General features: G+C 66.3%; 9 protein-coding genes. 5 read left to right on the forward strand and 4 right to left on the reverse strand.

From position 1 onward, the window contains the following. Positions 1–445 precede the first annotated feature (445 nt). Positions 446–13,654 (forward strand): filamentous haemagglutinin family protein, encoded by a 13,209-nt coding sequence (locus ACSFBF_RS00660; RefSeq protein ID WP_435464433.1) that lies wholly within the window; start codon positions 446–448, stop codon positions 13,652–13,654. Positions 13,655–13,775: 121 nt separating this feature from the next. Here the strand turns inward: ACSFBF_RS00660 and ACSFBF_RS00665 are convergent, their stop codons facing one another. Genes ACSFBF_RS00665 through ACSFBF_RS00675 form a run of 3 tightly spaced genes read right to left on the reverse strand, consistent with a single transcriptional unit; the run spans position 13,776 to position 15,361 of the window. Continuing rightward, on the reverse strand, positions 13,776–14,474 hold the full coding sequence (locus tag ACSFBF_RS00665) for a prepilin-type N-terminal cleavage/methylation domain-containing protein (protein WP_435464435.1): 699 nt from the start codon (positions 14,472–14,474) through the stop codon (positions 13,776–13,778). Continuing rightward, positions 14,471–14,860 (reverse strand): type II secretion system minor pseudopilin GspI, encoded by a 390-nt coding sequence (gspI, locus tag ACSFBF_RS00670; protein WP_435464436.1) that lies wholly within the window; start codon positions 14,858–14,860, stop codon positions 14,471–14,473. The genes ACSFBF_RS00665 and gspI overlap by 4 nt, the downstream gene beginning before the upstream one ends. A 15-nt stretch (positions 14,861–14,875) precedes the next feature. Further along, a complete protein-coding gene (locus ACSFBF_RS00675) occupies positions 14,876–15,361 on the reverse strand; it encodes a prepilin-type N-terminal cleavage/methylation domain-containing protein (protein WP_435464437.1) in 486 nt (161 codons plus the stop codon). Positions 15,362–15,552: 191 nt separating this feature from the next. Between ACSFBF_RS00675 and ACSFBF_RS00680 the strand changes: the two genes are divergently transcribed. Both ACSFBF_RS00680 and ACSFBF_RS00685 read left to right on the forward strand, forming a co-directional pair. Then, on the forward strand, positions 15,553–15,999 hold the full coding sequence (locus tag ACSFBF_RS00680; protein ID WP_435464438.1) for a hypothetical protein: 447 nt from the start codon (positions 15,553–15,555) through the stop codon (positions 15,997–15,999). A gap of 204 nt (positions 16,000–16,203) precedes the next feature. Beyond that, positions 16,204–16,833 (forward strand): transposase, encoded by a 630-nt coding sequence (locus tag ACSFBF_RS00685; protein WP_435464439.1) that lies wholly within the window; start codon positions 16,204–16,206, stop codon positions 16,831–16,833. 14 nt (positions 16,834–16,847) lie between these two features. Here the strand turns inward: ACSFBF_RS00685 and ACSFBF_RS00690 are convergent, their stop codons facing one another. Next, positions 16,848–17,297, reverse strand: a complete 450-nt coding sequence (locus ACSFBF_RS00690; RefSeq protein ID WP_435464441.1) for a hypothetical protein — start codon at positions 17,295–17,297, stop codon at positions 16,848–16,850. A gap of 516 nt (positions 17,298–17,813) precedes the next feature. Here ACSFBF_RS00690 and ACSFBF_RS00695 point away from each other — a divergent pair. Together ACSFBF_RS00695 and ACSFBF_RS00700 are read left to right on the forward strand one after the other, a co-directional pair. Continuing rightward, positions 17,814–18,437, forward strand: coding sequence for a secretin and TonB N-terminal domain-containing protein (locus tag ACSFBF_RS00695; protein WP_435464443.1), 624 nt, complete (start codon positions 17,814–17,816; stop codon positions 18,435–18,437). Beyond that, positions 18,434–18,946, forward strand: coding sequence for an RNA polymerase sigma factor (locus ACSFBF_RS00700; RefSeq protein WP_435464444.1), 513 nt, complete (start codon positions 18,434–18,436; stop codon positions 18,944–18,946). The genes ACSFBF_RS00695 and ACSFBF_RS00700 overlap by 4 nt, the downstream gene beginning before the upstream one ends. Positions 18,947–19,021: the final 75 nt, after the last annotated feature.

Genomic DNA, 19,021 nt, shown 5'->3' on the forward strand with positions numbered 1-19,021 from the left:
TGGTTTGCGCCGACTGGCCACCGTAGTGGTCGTTGTCACATGAAAGCCATTTCTCAGGGAGAGCATTCCAGGGGGGCATGGGGCGCCCTCTCCGGATCGCCGAAGGCCGATTTGACCTGGAGGCCGTGGTTGTCCGCTTGCCATCGCGATTCAGGCAGTGCCGCCCAGGCACGAATACCAATGGGCGCTTTCTCCCAGACGTCAGAAAAAAATTTACATCGTTTTGTTGCGGGTTCGCTGCCTGGGACTCGTCTAGAGGAATCAGTCACGGGCCTTCGCGTCGAGACAAGAGCGCGCACGCCCGGGTGCACCTGATCAGGCGCGCAAGAGGAAGGTCGTGCGGCCGGTTCGACTTCGACTTTTTTCAGTGGAAACTCACATGAATACGCGCGGGCGCAGAAGCAGGGATCGACACTCGATGGCCGGAGGAGGCCGGACATTCAGAATGGAGCCGGTCGCGCGAGCGATCGCCTTTGCGCTGGCGGCAGGAGGCATGGTCGGCAGCGCGCATGCGCAGCGCGCCTTCAGCGCAGGCTGGATGGCGCAGAAGAACCTGGCCCAGAGCAATGCGATGCAGACGGGCCGTCTGCCCAACGGCATGCCGGCCTCGACACTGACCAGCCCGCAGGCCCAGCAGCAGCAAGCCAATGCCCAGTTGCAGCGTTCGATCAACAACCTCAACCTGGCGGCGCAGGCGATTGCAGCGCAGCAGGCGGCACAGGCCGCTGCGCGCGCGGCCGCGCAGAACGATCCCTCGGTGCCCGATGGCCTGGCCGACGGTGGCCTGAAGATCGACACCAACAGCCTCACGGCCGGCTGGCACAACGCCAACGCCCCGGTGCAGTCGCAGGTCGATGGCCGCACGAACGTCGCCATCCAGCAGACCGGCGACAAGGCCATCCTCAACTGGGAGACCTTCAACGTCGGGCGCAACACGACGGTCGATTTCAAGCAGCAAGCCGACTGGGCCGTGCTCAACAAGGTCAACGATCCGCAGGCGCGCCCCTCGCAGATCCAGGGCCAGATCAAGGCCGACGGCACGGTGCTCATTGCCAACCGCAACGGCGTGGTGTTCTCCGGCACCAGCCAGGTCAACACGCGCAATCTCGTGGCGGCCGCGGCGAAGATCTCGGACGAGCAGTTCCGCACCAAGGGCCTGTACGTCGACACCAACGGCAGCGCGCCCACCTTCACCGATGCCGGGGGCACGGTCGAAGTCCAGGCCGGCGCACAGATCAACACCCACACGCCCCAGTCGGTCACACAGGGCGGCGGCTACGTGCTGCTGCTGGGCAAGGAGGTGCGAAACGCCGGCCAGATCACCACGCCCTCGGGCCAGGCCGTGCTGGCTGCAGGCGACAGCTTCACGATCCGCAAGGGCGTGGGCACAGAGGCCAACCAGGCCTCGACCACAGCGGGCAACGAAGTCTCGACCTCGCGCAGCGCCGGCAGCACCTCGGGCACCGTCGTCAACACCGGCCTGATCGCCGCCACCACCGGCGACGTCACGCTGACCGGCCATTCGGTCACCCAGGCGGGCGTGGTCGTGGCGACCACCTCGACTGCCAAGCGCGGCACCGTTCACCTGTCCACACGCGCCAGCGACGAGACCGGCACCGTCACCATGGCGGAGGGCAGCACCACCGCCATCCTGCTCGAAGCCGGCAACGGCACGGCGCTCGACAGCCAGCGCGACGCGGCTCTGCAGCGCGTCGGCAATGCAGCTGCGGGCCTGCCCGTCGGTGTGTTCGACAACCTCAGCGCCGTCGTCGATCGCAGCGACCTCTCGCGCATCGAGATCGTGAGCGGCAGCTCGGTGGAGTTCCAGGGCAATTCGATGAGCCTGGCCACCGGCGGCGAGATCGCAGTGTCTTCGCCGAAGCGCACGCTCATCGCCAGCGGCGCCCAGCTCGACGTGTCGGGCGCGGTGGGCGTCAAGGTCTCGATGGAGAGCAACAACATCCTGATCAATGCGCAGGGCAACGAGCAGCGCGACGCACCGATCAACCGCGACACCAAGAATCTCAACAACCTGAACCTGTGGGTGGATCGGCGCAGGCTGGTGTTGGTGCCCGCGGGCACCAACGGCTACGCCACGGACCGCTGGTACACGGAGGGTGGCCTGCTGGAGGTCAGCGGCTATCTGGCGACCGGCGGCCACACGGTGGGCGAATGGATGGCCCAGGGCGGCACCGTCACGGTCACGGGCGGCGACCTGGTGACGCGATCGGGCTCCAGCATCAACCTGTCGGGCGGCACGCTGGACGTGGCCACCGGCATCATCCGGCAGAGCTGGCTCAAGGGCAGCGACGGGCGTCTGTACGAAGTGTCGAGGGCGCCGGGGGACCTGCTCTACAACGGGCTGTACCGGGGCTTCGAGGATGAGCACGTGCGTTGGGGCAAGAACGTCACGGGGTATTTCTACAACCCGCTGATCGGACCGCAGAGCCGGCTGGAAAACGGCTACACCGTGGGGCGCGACGCCGGCAAGCTGGTGGTGGCCACCACCAGCGCGGCGCTCGAAGGCACGATCGTCGGCGAGACCTACCAGGGGCCGCAGCAGACGCAGGCTCCGCAGGAGGGGCTGGACGGCTACAACCAGTCGCAGAACGCCGCGGCGCGGCGCGGCCAGCTCATCGTGGGCCAGTACCGGCCGGTCTACGACGCGACTGCAGGCCAGCTTCGCTACAACCTGGCGCCGATGCTCGACAGCGTGACGCTGGGCGAGATCACGCACAGCATTGCCGACGGATTGCAGCTGACCGACAACATTGCGGCCGAACGCCAGGGGATCGTGGTGCTGGACTCGGCCAGCCTGAGTGCTTCGGGTCTGGGTGCGGTGCGCATCGCGGCAAAGAAGGACATCGGGGTTCGCAACGCGCTGCAGGTGGCCGATGGCGGCGAGATCGTGCTGTATGCGCCGGCCGTGGATGTGGAGGCCGGCCTGACTGCGCACAGCGGCACCATCCGCCTGGGCAACGTGCTGAAGCAGGTTCCGGGCACCACCTCCTCGACGGCATTGGATGTCAGCGTCGGCGTGCCCGAGGGGGGCGAGGGCGGCGTGCGGATTCGCGAGGGCGCCACGCTGGATGCGACGGGCGTGATGGACGATCTGCGATCGGAAAGCGGTAGCTCGAGGAGTCTGGCGTACATCGATGGCGGCACGGTCAGCGTGCGTTCGACGGAGAGTGTGACTCTGGAGAAGGGGGCCTTGATCGATGTGTCATCGGGCGCGGTGGTGCTGCCTGATGGACGCATTACGGGTGGCTCGGGCGGATCCGTGCAACTGGGCTCCGGGCTGGTGAGCACGGGGGCTGGCAACGCGGCTGCGGTTCTGACGTTGGATGGCGACATCCACGGGTATGGCGTCAAAGGTGGCGGCACGCTGGAGATCGAATCGGCAAGTGCGATTTCCATCGGCGGAAAGCTGGTGCCGGTCGATGGTGTTCTGCGTGCAGGAGATTCGTCGCTCGTCGATCTGGTCTTGCTCAAAGACATCGAGGTCGACGTGTTGGCGGGCGGTGTATTGCCTGTCGCGTACAGCTATGTCGTATCCGTGGCTCGTCCTGGAGAGATCGTCGGACCCACAGGAATAAGGTCTGGCAGAGACATCGTGGTTGAACAGGATTGGCTTCCCCCGACGCAGCCGGGGTTCAGATACAGCTTTTCCCTGAACCGAGTAACCGTTACACGAACCGATCAGGGCCTTGAGGTGAATCAGGGGCCCGGGTTGCCGCCCCTCATCCTGGACAAGATTCCCGCCGGGTCAATCGTCAGGTTTTCTGCTGGGAACGCCGAGTTCGTTGCTGCCTTTGCTAACTACGTCGTTCCGGCAGACGTATTCCCAAATGGGCTGCCGATCGTCGATCGTACGGTGCAACTTGGACGTGGTGACCGTGCGCCATTCGACGTCACGGTGAAATTGGAGGCCGGTTCGCATCTGGCCGCGGGGTCAGTGCTTGCGGTAGACGCCTCTGTGGCGGCAACCACCACGCTCTCCGCCAACCTGTTCCAGAGCGGTTTTTCCCAATACAACGTGCGGGCCCACAACGGCCTGGTCGTATCGGACGGCGTGATGCTGGACGTGAAGATGCCGGTGTTGCGCGCCAGCGGGCCTTTGCGCCCGGCGAGCGAAGGCATCGACGGTCTGCTGCAGCTCTGGCAGCCGGATCTGTACCAGGACGACCCGACGACGCGCGAAGTGCGGCAGCGCGGCGGCGCCAGCCTGTCGCTGTCCGCGGGCGTCAAGGGTGGCTTGACGAAGGGCGACGGCATCGAAGCACAGGTCGGCGACTCCGGCAATCTGTATGTGGGCAAGGGCGCTGGCGTGCGGGTGGACCCGGGCCAGTCGATTGCCCTGTCCAGCCGGGGAGACCTGAGCGTGGACGGCCTGCTGCAGGCGCGGGGAGGGAGCATCAGCCTGCTGGGGCCGTTGACCGAGATGTCCGACAAGACCCTGGCGCAGGGCGGCATCCTTGCCGATGGAAGAGCCAACGCGCGCCGGATCCTCGTCGGCGAACACGCGATGCTCGATGCGTCGGCCGACACCCACACCGCTCGCGACATCCTGGGCCAACCCTTTGGGCTGGTGACGGGGGGCGGGAACATCGTCATAGGCGGCGAGCTGCTGGAATCCACGAGCCGTTCCGCCGCCTCGGATGCCTTCGTGGTGATCCGCGAAGGCGCGGTGATCGACGTCTCCGGCGGCCAGGCGCTGCTGAACGTGAACGGAACCGGTGCAAGAACCGTCGCGAGCGACGCGGGGAGCATCAGCATTGCCTCCGGCAGCGGCCTGTATCTGGACGGAAGCCTTCGAGCCCATGCGGGCGGCGCAGGTGGCGCGGGCGGCAGCCTCGTGGTGGCGCTGGAGACTCCCAACTTCAAGAGAGGCGCGGGCGTCGATGCTGCGGTGCAGGCGGTGCGAGACCTGACGCTCGTCCAGCAGCGGGCGCCTGGCGCATCGGACGCTGGGGGACTCAAGTACGGCCACGCCGCGCTTGGAGCCAACCAGGTGCAGGACGGCGGCTTTTCATCGCTGAGCCTGTACAGCAACGGCCTGGTGAGTTTTGGCGGAGACCTGAATCTCGCCATGGGCAAGGAGTTGCGCATCTATTCGGGCGCGCTGACCGTGGCGGGCGGTGTCGATCCCCGCATCAACGTGTCGCTGTCCGCTCCTTATGTGCTGCTGGCGGGCATCACGGACAACGCCGCGCCAGGCGATGTCTATGTGCGCCCGTCCTATCAGGGCGGTGTCAGTACGCTGAACTCCGATGCGGTGCTGACTGCGCGCGGCAAGCTCATCGATGTCAAGGGCGCCGTGACCTTGGGAGTGAACGCTTCCGTGGGCTCCACACTGGTCGAGCGACCGGGCTTCGATCAGCTGAATCTGATCAGCGAGGGTGATCTCCGTTTCGTGGAGGGCACGCGGATGGTTTTCAACGGGGCATACGGTGCCGAGTTGAATTCGACCGGCGACATCACTCTGCGAGCGACGCAGGTATATCCCGCAACCGGCGTTTCGGCACGCGTGCTTGCAGGGCGTGCCAGTGCCGGCGCTTTCAAACCGGAAGGCCGTCTGGTCGTAGAGCGCTACGACGCGCAGGCGGCGGATCCGGAATTGCCCTACTCGGTCTTCGGCAGTCTGATTCTTGGTGCGGCCACCATCGAGCAAGGCGGCATCCTGCGTGCGCCGCTGGGCTCGATCACACTCGGAATGGACGTCTCGAACACAGTCGGGAACACCAGCTCGGTAAGCCTGAATGCAGGCAGCGTGACTTCCATCTCGGCCGCCGGCCTCGTCATGCCGTATGGCGGCACCTCGGATGGCGTGAGCTACAGCTATCTGGGCGATCCCATTTCGCTGCGCGGCGCGGGCAATGCCGGGTCGATTTCGGTGTCCGCCAAGAGCATCGCAGCGCAAGAGGGCGCCGTGCTTGACCTGTCGGGCGGCGGCGATTTGCGCGGCGCCGGTTTCGTCTCCGGTCGCGGTGGCTCCACGGACGCCCGGATGAACCCGTTGATGCAGACGGGGCGCAACGGCTTCGTGCTGCCGGGACTCGACAGCAACCCGGTCTATGCCATCGTGCCGGGCTATGCCTCGGCCTATGCGCCCGCCGATAGCGGTGGTGCCGTCGATCCGCGGATCGGCCAACGGGTCACCATCGGCGCCAACGACATTCCGGGCCTGCCCGCCGGCACCTACACGCTGCTTCCCTCGAACTATGCGCTGCTCCCCGGCGCGTTCCGGGTCGAGATCAACGGGTCGGCGACAGGGAAAGCGCTCGACCGCGCGACGCCGATGCGCAACGGTTCCTACACCACGGCCGGAACATTGGGCACCGCCAACACCGGCCTGGCGGACAGCCTGTCCAGCCAGATCGTCGTGACCCCGGCCAGTGTGCTGCGCAGTTACTCGCAGTACAACGAAACCAGCTACGCAGACTTCGTGCTGCAGCAGGCAGCCCTGGCGGGCACCGTTCGTGCCGCATTGCCGTCCGATGGCAAGAGCCTGATCTTCCTGCTGCCCTCGTCGTCCGAGAGCAACTTCAGCTTCAACGCGACGGCAAACTTCGATTCGGCGAAGAATGGTTATCGCGGCACCGCCAGCATCATGACGAGCGGTCTGAACGTCGGGGATGGCGCCCTGGAGATATTGAGCGATGCCGCTCGCCCGACGCCGGGTTTCGACGGCTTGTCGCTCCATGCCGGGGACCTCAATGCCATCGGCGCGGCGCGCCTGACGGTGGGCGGCAACCTGTTGTCGACCTACGGCACGCAGTCCAACGGGACGAACGTCAGCAACTACGTCGATGTCACGGGGCAGACCGGGCGCATCGTCTTGCGAGAGGGCGCCATCCTGAAAGCGCCCGAAGTGTTCCTGGTCGCAGCGAACACCAGCGGCGGCATCACGATCGAAACCGGGGCGGGCATCAACACCATCGGAACGGGCAAGGCGCCCTACGACTCGACCGATGGCTACACCTATCGGCCCGGTGCGGTGTCCGTGGTGGCCGCATCCAACGGTTGGCTGAACATGCTCGCGCCGCAGAAGCCGGAAGACCCCGAAAGCCCGCAGGGAGCCGGGCCGATCGCTGTCGGCGTCTGCGGCGTCACATGCACGGGTGTCACCGAGCTGTATTCGGAAGGCACGCTGCTGGCCGCCACGCGATCCAGCTTCGAGATGAGCGACAGCGTGCGCTATGGCACGCGCAATCTGGTGCTGGCCGTGGGCGCGGTCAACGCCGGCAGCGAAGCCGACCTTGCCGCCGCGGCATCGCGGGGCGCACTCACCAGTGGCCTGACCCTGAACCAGACCGTGCTCAACCGCCTGCTGCGCGGCGACACCGCCTACGGCGCGCCGGCACTGGAGCGGCTGGTCCTGACGGCGGCCGAATCGGTCAACCTGTTCGGCAACGTCAGCCTGGACACCACTAATTCCGCCACCGGCAAGTCGTCTCTGGCCAACCTGGTGCTGTCCACGCCGGCCATCTATGGCCATGGCGCCGCGGGCGACGTCGCCACCATCACCACCGGCAAGCTCACCTGGGCAGGGCTCCCGAACGATGCCCCGGCGCCGATCGTCGGTGGCCGCGGCACTGGTGCAGGCAAGCTGGCGATCAACGCCGACGTGATCGAGTTCGGCTACGACGCCACCGCGCAACCCAACGGTGTGGACAACTTCGGCCGGACCATCCTGGGCTTTGCCGACGTGCAGCTGAGCGCAAACCAGCGCATCACTGCCAACCGGAAGGGTTCGCTGTCGGTGTACCAGTCGCAGGTTGCGGGCACCGACGGGTTGCGCCATGAAGGCGGTAATCTGGTGCTGACGGCGCCGCTGGTCACGGGCGCGGGCGGCTCGGTCAACAGCATCACCGCAGGCGGCACATTGCAGGTGCTGGCGCCGGCCGGCGGCGGGATCGCTACCCCGGTGGCCGACGTGCAGACCGGCGCGGAACTGAACCTGACCGGCAGCACGGTGCGAGTCGACACCACGGTGGCATTGCCCAGCGGCAAGCTCACTGTCACGGCCGACGGCGATATCGTGCTGGGCGATTCGGCCCGGCTGGACCTGGCAGGCCGCGAGGTCGTGATGTTCGATGTACGCCGCTATTCCTGGGGCGGCGACGTGACGCTGCGCAGCGCCTCGGGCAACATCACTCAGGCGGCGGGTTCCACCATCGACCTCTCGGCAAGAAACAACAACGCGGGTCTGCTGAGTGCTATCGCGCTGGATGAGGGCGCCGGCCGCGTGAACCTGCAGGGCACGCTCCGCGGCAGTGCCAGCGGCCATTACGACGCGGGCGGCACCCTGGTGCCCTACCGCGCAGGCGGCGTGGAAATTCGTGCCCAGCAATTGGGCAACGGCGGCACGCTGACCGATGAGTTCGCAGCCCTGAACAACCGGCTCAACGAGGGCGGCTTCCTGGGCGAGCGCAGCTTCCAGTTCAAGCAGGGCGACCTGCGCATCGGCAACGAACTCAAGGCCCGGGCGATCAACGTCTCGCTGGATGGTGGTCACCTGGACGTGATTGGCACCATCGATGCCAGCGGTGAACAGGTCGGCAGCATCCGCCTGGCAGCCGCCAACGGGCTGACCCTGGCGAATTCGGCGGTGCTCGATGCTCACGGCACGGTGCTGCGCGTGGATGGCTACGGCAAGATCATCGACAGCCCCAACCGGGCCATGGTGGAGCTGGATGCCGGAACAGGCACATTGACGCTGGCCGACGGCGCCCGCATCGACCTGCGCCACGGCACCGCGTCGAGCGGCGGCGACGGCAGGAACCGCGGCACGCTCGATCTCTACGCCGCCCGCCTGGGCAGCACCGGCAGCGTGAACGATGCCGACGCAGCCACCTACGGCGACATCGCCATCGACGCCCGCGGCAACCTGAACATCCAGGGTGCCAGGTCGATCGCGGTGTACGGCAAGCAGGTCTACAACGATGCCCGCTACGGCACCGATGCGGCCGCCAGCGGCCGCCCTTACCAGATCGTCGACCAGACGTACCTGAACGGCAAGAACGACGAGGCCACGACCTTCATCAACGCCGCGCTCGGCAACGGCAACCTGCTCGGCACCAAGCTGGCCGGCCTGAACAACGCGACGTATCGCGAAGCCCTCCATCTGCGACCGGCGGTGGAAATCGTCAGTGCCACGCTCGATGGCGACCTGGTGGTGCAGGGCGACCTGGACCTGTCGGGCTACCGTTACGCCAGCCTGAATCCGAACACCCCGAAGACCGGTGTGTACGGCTCGGGCGAGGTGGGCATGCTGACGCTGCGTGCCGGTGGCGACCTGTCCATCTACGGCAGCATCAACGATGGCTTCGCGCCACCGCCCGAGACGCCGGACGATGGCGGCTGGATCCTGACCCGCGGCGTGCAGGCCTTCGGCGGTGATGTGGTGGTGCCGGTGGCCGGCGTGACGCTGGCCGAGGGCACGACTTACCCGGCCGGCAAGACACTGAACTACGCCATCACGGCGAAGGATGTCACCCTGCCTACGGGCACTTTGCTGCCGACGGCCATCACGCTGAGCAGCGCCTTGACGCTGCCCGCCGGGACGGTGCTCGGGGCGGACGTACGCGCGGCCGACGGCACGGTGCTGCTGGCGGCGGGCACGGTAGTTGGGGCTGGTGGCCTCGCACTGCCCACGGGCGCACAGCTGCTGGCCGGCGCGCGCCTGCCCGTGGCGGTGACGCTGGCGCGCCTGACCTGGCCCAAGGGCGCGGCGCTGCCGGTCACCATGACGCAATTCGGTACTCTGACTTTGCCGGTGGGCGCGCTGATTGCTTCCGGCACGAACGTGGCGCTGCCCGACGATGCCCTTTCAGTCAATTTGCGGCCGGCGGATTCGGCGGGTCGGCAGGCACAGAACTGGGCGGTGGCGCAGATGCTGCCAGCGGGTTCGCAGTCGTGGAGCCTGCGGCTGGTCGCTGGTGCCGATACCCAGGCGGCAGATAACCGGTTGACGCGGTTGAACGCAGGCAGCATCGTGCTCGCGGATACCCACTACACCGTCTTCAAGCAGACCGAGATCCGGCGAGGGGGCGTCTGGTATTGGGGCCCCGACAACGGCTATGGCGGTGAGCCGGGAACTCCAGCGCCCGATTGGGCCTACGACCCGAGCTACAGCCTGTGCGACTCGGAGCCTGGACAATGCGTTCGGGTCTCCTGGACATGGGGCCCGGGGAACACCTACGGTGGCACGCCAGGTGCGCCCGTCGACGACTGGGCGACCGACCCGAGCTACAACCTTTGCGAGTCGGAGCCGGGCGAGTGCGTCGCCGTAGGTGGCCCTGGCGGAGAAGTACTGGTCGGGGTCAAGCCCAAGTCGCCGGTGTTCAGCGTACTGCGCACTGGCACGGGCGATCTGGACATGGCGGCCGGCGGCAACTTCTCGATGCAGTCGCCTTACGGTGTCTACACCGCCGGGACGCCGAAGAGCCTTGGCAGTGCCTCGCTCGATGCGAGCTACAACCAGGCGCGGGGGCTGCTGGCCGGTACATCCGTGTTGGGAACGGGCGCAGGCGACATGGCCTCCAGCTACGAGAAGCTGGTGATTGGCTCCGACAGTTTGTACAGGGCCTGGTATCCGGACGGCGGCGGCAACTTGCGGATCGATGTCGGCGGGGACCTGACGGGCGACTCCTGGAGTGCCGGCGAGGGACTGGCCTGGGCCAGCTCCAGCGTCGGCAACTGGTTGTGGCGACAGGGAACTGGGGGCACGGCAGGTGTCGGCGACGTACCCACTGCATGGTGGATCAACTTCGGAACCTACGCCAGCAAGCCGGGCAGCAGTGCCGGCACCCAGTCCTGGCCGGCTGCTGTCGGTTTCACCGGCATCGGGGCGCTGGGCGGGGGCGATGCCACGATCCGTGTCGGCGGTGACGCGGGCGTGATCGACATGCGCTCCACTACTCCTGTCGGCTTGAACGCGACGGCGGCGCGCAGCCAAGGTGTCGTGCTGGCCGTCGGCAGCACGGGACGGGTGCTGGCCGACGGCAGCCTGGTCCTCACCGGTGGCGGCGATCTGGATGTGCGTATCGGCGGCGGCTGGAACAGCCGCGTCGAAGCGCGTCTGAACCAGATCAACACTGCGGTGGCCCAGACTCATGAGCTGTACGGCGGGTTGATCAACCTTCGTGGCGCTACTTCCATGAGCGCGGGTCAGATCGGCACCGTGGAGCTGTTCTATGGTGCGGTGCAGGATGCCAAGGAGGTCCGGGCATCGAATCCCTACACGTCCAGTCTGTCTCGCGCCACGGGCGGCCTCATGTTGATGGAGGGAGACACCAGCGCGACGATTTCCAGCCGCGGCGATCTGGTGCTGGGTGGCACGGGGGATGCCGGCCTGGTCGGCACGTCCAATGGCGTCGGCTTCACTTCTCCTGCCGGCAACGGCGGGATGGGGCAGAGCTGGTTCACGCTGTGGACGGACAGAACAGCGGTCAATCTGTCGACTGCCGGGGGCAACCTGGCCTTCGACACGCGTGCCAGTGAAACGATCGCGAATCCCGCGGTGACCAACTGGGACTACACCAGCAACGGCGGCTGGTTCCTGCTGCCGGGCAACGTCAGTGCGGTGGCGAATACCGGCAGCATCTACTACGGGCAGTCGGCGGCCTATCTCAACAGCTTCGGCAATGCGACCCAATGGAACAACGGCGGCTTGCTGCTGGCACCGCTGGGCGAGCGTCGCATCGAACTTCTGGCGGGCGATTCGTTGTATGGCGGCGGTTACGCGATCAGCTCATCCGGCGCGGATGCATCGGCTATCGCGACGATTCATCGTCCGGGCTTCGCCGGATTCAATGCTTCAAATACGACGCTGGTCACCAATGCCAGCGACACCGGTCCGCAGATCAAGGTCGGGCAGTACCCATTGTTTGCCTTCGGCGTCAATAGTGTGAGCGGCAGCAACGGTGTGTCTGGCAGTTCGTCCGACCCGTCGCGCTTCTATGCAGTCGATGGCGACATCATCGGATTGCGGACCGGCACAACGGTGAATTTCATTTCTTCCGGTGCCCGAGCCGATCAGGTCGACTATGTCGCTTCCGGGCCGGTCGCCGTGAAGGCTGGACGGGACATCGTGTATTCAGGGACGCGCAGTAGCGAGGTCTTGCCGGATATCTCCGGATTTGCGGACGCCTCTTCAAGGGCGAAGGCGACCGGCAATCTGATCGTTCACACGCACAAGAACGACGTTTCCGTGGTTGAAGCGGGCCGCGACATCCTCTACGCCAACTTCGACGTCGCCGGCCCTGGCACCCTGGAGATCTCTGCCGGCCGCAATCTGATTCAGAACGACCAGGCCAACCTCACGAGCATCGGCCCGGTCGTCGCAAGCGACACCCGCCCCGGTGCCGGCATCGTGGTCCAGGCCGGGCTGGGCGCCCAGGGCGTCAACTATTCGGGGCTGCTGCGTCAGTACCTCGACCCGGCGAATCTGGCTGCGACCGACACGCCGCTGGCCGGTCAGGCCGGCAAGGTCGTCAAGACCTACAGCGCCGAGCTGGCAGCCTGGCTGTCCGAACGCTATGGCTTCGAGGGCACGGCCGAGCAGGCGCTGGCGTACTTCAACGCCCTGGCGCCCGAGCAGCAGCGCATCTTCGCGCGCCAGATCTACTTCACCGAACTGCGCGAGGGCGGGCGCGAATACAACGACGAGAACGGCCCGCGCCCCGGCAGCTACCTGCGCGGACGCAACGCGATTGCCGCGATGTTCCCGAACAGGGATGCTGAAGGCAAGGAGATCGCCTACCAGGGCGACCTGCTGATCTACGGCGGATCGGGCATCCACACCAACCTCGGCGGCGACATCCAGGTGCTGACGCCGGGCGGTGCGCAGACCTACGGCGTGGAAGGCGCGGCGCCGCCTGCCACGGCGGGCCTCATCACGCGCGGCGTGGGCAACATCCAGCTCTACTCGCTGGACAGCATCCTGCTGGGCCAGAGCCGTGTCATGACCACCTTCGGCGGCGACATCGTTGCCTGGTCTGCCCAGGGCGACATCAATGCAGGGCGAGGTTCGAAGACCACAGTGGTCTTCACGCCGCCACGACAGGTCTATGACGATGTCGGCAACATGAAGATCTCGCCGGATGTGCCCAGCACGGGCGCCGGCATCGCCACGCTCAACCCCCTGCCCGAAGTGAAGCCTGGCGACATCGATCTGATCGCCCCCCTAGGCACCATCGACGCAGGAGAAGCGGGCATCCGGGTTTCGGGCAACGTCAACATCGCTGCCCTGCATGTGGTGAATGCCGAGAACATCCAGGTGCAGGGCAAGGCCACGGGGTTGCCGGTAGTGGCGGCTGTGAATGTGGGCGCGTTGACCAATGCCAGCGCGGCGGCAAGCACGGCTGCAGCCGCGGCGCAGGACGTGATGCAGCGCGAGCGTGCCGCGGCCCGCCAGAACCTGCCATCGGTCTTCACGGTCCGCGTGCTGGGATTCGGCAACGAACCAGCGGAGCGCAGCGAGCAATCTTCGGCACCGCGAGGCGGCGGTCTGCAAAGCAGCAGCACCGCGCGCTTCCCCTACGACGCAAACAACTTCGTTCAGATTGCGGCCCATGGGGATGCGTTCGACCCGGCTGTGATGTCGAAACTGTCGGAAGCTGAGAAGCGCGAACTGCGACAAGCGAAGTAGCAGTTTCCGGGCGCCGCTTCCGCGCAACTTCCTCGCTATCGGGAAATTGCGCGGGGGCGGCTTTGTCTGGCGACTTGCCGGTGAAGCCGATGTCGGAGAGGCTCCCCTGGTCGACCCTCCGTCAATCCAGTGCGATCACCTGGCGGTACTGCAGGGCGGGCCCGGTGCTGCGACGCGCGCCGAGCGTGATCTCCAGACCGGAAGCAGGGAACCGCGCTTGACCCGCTGCCGGCAACTGGCGCCAGCCCTGTTCGGGTTCCCACGCACGCACTTCGAATGAGGCAATGTCCTCCAACACCGCGACGCGGTCGGCAGGTTGTGGTTGTGGCAACGGATAGTCGACGGCGGCTGCGCCGGCCGCGCGGTAGAGCGTGCCGCGCTCGAGCCACCACTGCACGCGTTGCCAGCGCCCTGGCGTGGCGGGTGCTGCGCGCACGAATTCGATCAGAAACGGCGCTTGGTTCAAGCGGCGCGCCTCCATCCCTGCCGGCAACAGGAAAACCGGCAGTTGCGGTCGGCCGCCGCTCGGAGCCGGTGATGGCTGCGAAGTGCCCTCTTGAGGCGGTGCATCAATGTCGCCGGAGGGTAGCTCGACCGTGGTGCGCCATGTCAGGTCACGCTGGATCTGCTGCAAGGCACGCATCAGCTGCGCCGTTTCTTCCGTGCGTGCCTGCAACTGAGTGTTGGCGCGGCTCATGCTGTCGAGGCCTCGCCAGGCGATCAGGCTGAGTACAGCCATGATCACGATGGCGATCATGACCTCGATCAGGGTGAAGCCCGAGGCGGTGCATTGCAGCCTGTATTTGCCCGGCCCTTTCATCGGCGTCTCTCCGGCAGCCGCGATTGCAGGCTGGCCAGTCGCTGGTCACTGTTGCGGCCCAGATAGACGTCGACTGCGACCGCGCGCATGCCCTCTTGCGAGGGGCCGATCTGCACCCGGCAAATAAAGGGCTGGTTCGCCTGGGGACACGGTACCTGCCGGAGTCCGGCAGGCGGCAGCGTGTCGATCTGCAACTCGGCCATGCTGCTCTGTGCGGAGAGCATTGCCAACGACCTTTGCTCGATCTGGCCCAGGTTGGTTGCAGTCTGGCTGGTGAGCCGTACAAAGGCCGCCAGGGCAATGCTGATGATGGCGAGCGCGATCAGCACCTCGATGAGCGTGAAGCCCCGTGGCCCACTGGGCATCGGCGGTCGACGATGGGGCATGCGAGCGTGCATGCGTCATTGCACCCGGAAGCCGCCCGTCGGGTCGCGCACGACAACAGCTTTGTACAGGCCGTTGCGCAACTCGAGGGAGAAGGGGGCACCGATCCATTCGGAAGTCAGCAGCAAGGGGTTCGCCGGCGTGACCTCCACCACGCCGGCCCGCCATCGGCGAGGACGCAGTGCATCGTCCTGCACGAAGCGATCGAGTTCCCCGGCGGTCGAGACCACGGGGACCACGCTGCCGGGGGTGTTCGTCCATGTGCCGCGCACGAACTGGTAGCCGTCGCCACGTGCTTCCCACGCGATGACGCGACCATCGATGCGCACTTCGCGTTGCGCAGTGGTGAGCCGCAAGGCGAGTTCGCGCGCGTCGAGCCGCAGCGGTTCCGCCGGGTCGGGAGAGGCGCTCAGGGAGATCGCGGCCGTCGCGATGCCGACGATGACAAGCACGATCATCAACTCGATCAGCGAGAAGCCCAGATTGCGGCGAAGGGAGTTCATAGATAGGGCCGTGTTGCCATTCCATGCGGCGTGGAGGTCCATCCGCGATGGAACGAAAAATAGTAGGCGCCGAATGTGGCGTTGACATGAATCGCCAACATGCCTCTGCTAATACTGGGCCTTCTTCCAAAGGCAGCGCAGCAGAGCGCTGCCTCTCGCGGCCCACAGACATTGATTGAAGGAATTGCACGATGACCCGAACATGGAACTGGCCACCCTCGGTCTCGCCGCAGCACGCGGTGCATGCGGTCGGTCTGGTCGCGGTTCTCATTGGCGTGTGGTTCTGGGCCGACCGGCTGCACTCGTCCCGGCCTGCGCCGTCGCAGGCGCCAGCGGTCGCCGCGCTTCCTGGCGATCCTGCCGCCCAGACGGTTGCCACCTGGCTCGGGCCGGGGCAATTGCGCCTGAATGTTGCGGTGATCGGCCTCATGCGCCGGCAGGACCGTGCGGTGGCCGTGCTGACGATCAACGGCGCATCGCCCAAGGCCTTCATGGCCGGCGAGGCCCTGATGCGCGACGTCACTCTCGTGTCCATCGAACCCGACGGCGTGACAGTGGATCGCGCCGGCACCGTGACCCGCATTGCCGCTCCCCCGCGGCCCGACCATGGACCCGCGGGGATCGTCCGGGTGCCTTGACCACAGATCTCCACCGGCTTGGAAAGCATTCGCGGCTTTTTCCTGCGGGTTTGCCGGTCGGCACTCGTCTAGAAAAATCAGTCGCGAATCATGGTCGGAAAACCGCCCTGTGGCCGTGGATCGTCCACGCACGGGACGGATGGAGGAATCTGGATGAAGAAGAAGTCAGGAGCCAAGTTGTTCGAACTGGACAGGAGCGTGTCGATGCAGACACTTGACAAGGAGCTGTCCAGGCATGTGGAGGTTGCTCGCACCAAGCCCGTGCCCATCGACCGGTACGGCGTGCCCTGGGTGTGGATCGTGTCGCATCCGCTGTGGGTGGAGGTCGACTACCTGAAGTCTTTCGTACCCGAAGATCACGCGCTCGTGGCGTTGCGCGAGGCGATCGACAGCACGCTGGCCTATGAGGGGCTCTTCATGAGCGAACTCACGACACAGTGCACGAGCGGCATCGATGCCCGAATCGTCACGCGCGCCTGGTTGCTGCAGATCGTCTATTCGCTGCCCGACCCCAAGCGCGTGCACGAGGGCCTGGGCTACAACATGCTGTGGCGCTGGTTCGTCGGCTATCTGCTGCGGTCCGAGCCCCTGCCCGAGCCGCATACGTTCATTCAGGACGTGAACATGGTCAGCGCGCATCCCCATGTGGTCGACATCGTCTACCGTTGCCTGACCAATGGCGCCCTGTTGAATGCGGACTCCGAGGAGTTCCGCATCAACCGTGGTCTGCTGCACACCCTGCGGGCCCATCACTTCGACGTGGCGGGGCTGTCGACGAACGACTCTGCGGACCGGAGCCGGCGCGAACATGGCGAAGCAACCATGACCGGGTGAAAGGTCAGTCTCTTTCAGGTCTGCGGGCAGCGCTTCCCGTAGGTAAAGCCGAGCCGCGCAAGCACCATGCCCGCATGACCAAAGGAGCCCCGGCCGAAGAGCCAGGCCAGCAACAGGTTCCACATGATTGCCATTGCGGCCGTGGCCAGTGAGGCGTGGTCGTGCGCGGCAGGCCAGGTGATGTCCGGCAGGAAGCCGCTGCCCCAGCCGGCCACCAGGAACATCGCCGCGCCCATGCGCTGGCTCATGCCCTGGTAGTGCCTCGCCAGTGTTTCACGGCAGGCATAGGGCTCCCGGTGCTGGCGCTGATTGATGCGCACGATGGTCGTTGCGTTGACGAGCGCCACGATGACCATCAGCAGCGGCCAGAACGTGGGGTGATCACTGTGGGAGTCGATGGCCAGCAGCAGGCCGACGAGCCAGAAGGTCGGCGCCATCGCCGTGCCCAGCATCCAGGAAGCCATCAGGCATGTCTGCCAGGGCGCGCGCCAGTGCAGGGTGCTCGGGGCATTCGGAGAAGAATCAGGCTGCGGCTGCGATCGGGCCGATGGCGGCGTCCATGCGTGCATTGCCGACGGCACGTCGACCGGGGGCGGGCATCGGCGCAGAGCCGCTCTTGTCGTCATCGCGTGTTGTTTTCCGGGTGTTGATGGGGTGCTGCAGCCGCCGTTGCGGCGAACTGCTGATTTCCTAGACGAATTCGGATGCACGTTCCCGCAGTTTTCTGTGTCAGCGGCTGTCATATGTGTGCAACTTCTCACGGAGACGATCCTTGTTTCGAACAAGGTTCTTGTTGCCGTGCTGACGCGATTCCCCTCCGCCTCGTCCCGTACCCCGCGTCCCGACGGCGGGCGGCAGGGGGCCTGCAACAAGGGTCTGCGTGGGGGTGGGCAATGGTGCGTGTCGGTGTGCGCAGCACACTGAGCCGCGCAGCAGCTTGCGCGTGCGTACTCTGGATGGCGGCAGCCCCCGTTCTGGCTATGCAGGCCGATGAGCCGGCGGTCGTTCCGGCGCCCCGGGAGCCGTTCGACTTCGACGTCCCGGCGCAGCCGCTGGCCTCGGCGCTGGAACGCTACGCGGTCATCACGGACCAGACCGTCGTGTTCAGCGATGCGCTGGTGGCGGGGCGGATGTCTGCACCGGTCAACGGCCGCTACGCTCCGCAGGCCGCCTTGGCGGCGTTGCTCTCGGGCACCGGCCTGATAGCGGAAGACCCCGGCGGTCGGCTCAAGGGTACTTTCGTGCTCAGGCAGCAGCCGGCTGAGGCCGCCGCTGCTGCACCGGCCAGTTCCGGACTGGACCGCGGCTACGACGGATTGATTCAGGTGCGTGTCTGGGAAGCGCTGTGTGCCGATCCCCGCACAGCGCCCGGCAACTATCGCGCATCGCTGCTCCTGAACATCGACCTGTCGGGCCGACTGACCTCGCCGCGCCTGATCGGTTCGACCGGCGACACGAGGCGCGACCAGGCCATGGTCGCCGCGTTGAATGGCTTGCGGATGGAGCATTCGCCGCCAGCGGAGCTTCGCCAGCCGCTCACGTTGGTCATCCTGCCGAGCGACAGGATGGCGGGCCGAGCCTGTGCGACGGGGGGCGGCTCATGATCGAGAACGTCCTGCCCATGCTGCGAAGCGTCCTGACGCAGCGCTATGAGCAGATCAGGAACAGCCTCGCCATTCAGTTGGGCAGTCCCGAACTGGCGGGCGACACCCTGCACGACATCTGGCTGCGTCTGCAGCGGGACAGCCACGTCGCTGGCCCGATCGCCAATCCGCAGGCCTATCTGGTCCGCATGGGTGTCAATCTCGCCATCGACGTGCGGCGCAGCCAGAGCCGGATGCTGTCGGCCGAAGACGTGCGGGAGCTGATGGACATCGTGCCGGACCCGGCGCCAGGGCCGGCGCGAATCGCCGAATCCCGCTCGGAGCTAGACGCGCTGAAGGCTGTGGTCAACGAGATGCCGGCGCGCCGCCGCGAAATCCTGATCCTCGTGCGATGGGAGCACTGGCCGCAGCGCGAGGTTGCCAAGCGTCTGGGAGTCTCGCTGCGCACGGTGGAGAGCGAACTCAAGGTCGCCCAGGAATATTGCGCGGCCCGCCTGCGGCGGCCATGACAGGCTTCGATGAAGAATTTTCGAGATTTTTCAGCGGGTTTGCGGCTCGGCAAACGTCTAGTAGGCATCGAGGGG

It is taken from the genome of Variovorax nivicola (genome assembly GCF_051216475.1).
Taxonomy (GTDB): Bacteria; Pseudomonadota; Gammaproteobacteria; order Burkholderiales; family Burkholderiaceae_C; genus Variovorax.

What these genes read in the sequence shown, in the direction of transcription:
- ACSFBF_RS00675 (WP_435464437.1), bottom strand. Translation starts at nt 15,361, where the DNA reads ATGAACTCCCTTCGCCGCAATCTGGGCTTCTCGCTGATCGAGTTGATG.
- ACSFBF_RS00700 (WP_435464444.1), top strand. Translation starts at nt 18,434, where the DNA reads ATGATCGAGAACGTCCTGCCCATGCTGCGAAGCGTCCTGACGCAGCGC.
- ACSFBF_RS00665 (WP_435464435.1), bottom strand. Translation starts at nt 14,474, where the DNA reads ATGAAAGGGCCGGGCAAATACAGGCTGCAATGCACCGCCTCGGGCTTC.
- gspI (WP_435464436.1), bottom strand. Translation starts at nt 14,860, where the DNA reads ATGCCCCATCGTCGACCGCCGATGCCCAGTGGGCCACGGGGCTTCACG.
- ACSFBF_RS00660 (WP_435464433.1), top strand. Translation starts at nt 446, where the DNA reads ATGGAGCCGGTCGCGCGAGCGATCGCCTTTGCGCTGGCGGCAGGAGGC.
- ACSFBF_RS00690 (WP_435464441.1), bottom strand. Translation starts at nt 17,297, where the DNA reads ATGGCTTCCTGGATGCTGGGCACGGCGATGGCGCCGACCTTCTGGCTC.
- ACSFBF_RS00695 (WP_435464443.1), top strand. Translation starts at nt 17,814, where the DNA reads ATGCAGGCCGATGAGCCGGCGGTCGTTCCGGCGCCCCGGGAGCCGTTC.
- ACSFBF_RS00685 (WP_435464439.1), top strand. Translation starts at nt 16,204, where the DNA reads ATGCAGACACTTGACAAGGAGCTGTCCAGGCATGTGGAGGTTGCTCGC.
- ACSFBF_RS00680 (WP_435464438.1), top strand. Translation starts at nt 15,553, where the DNA reads ATGACCCGAACATGGAACTGGCCACCCTCGGTCTCGCCGCAGCACGCG.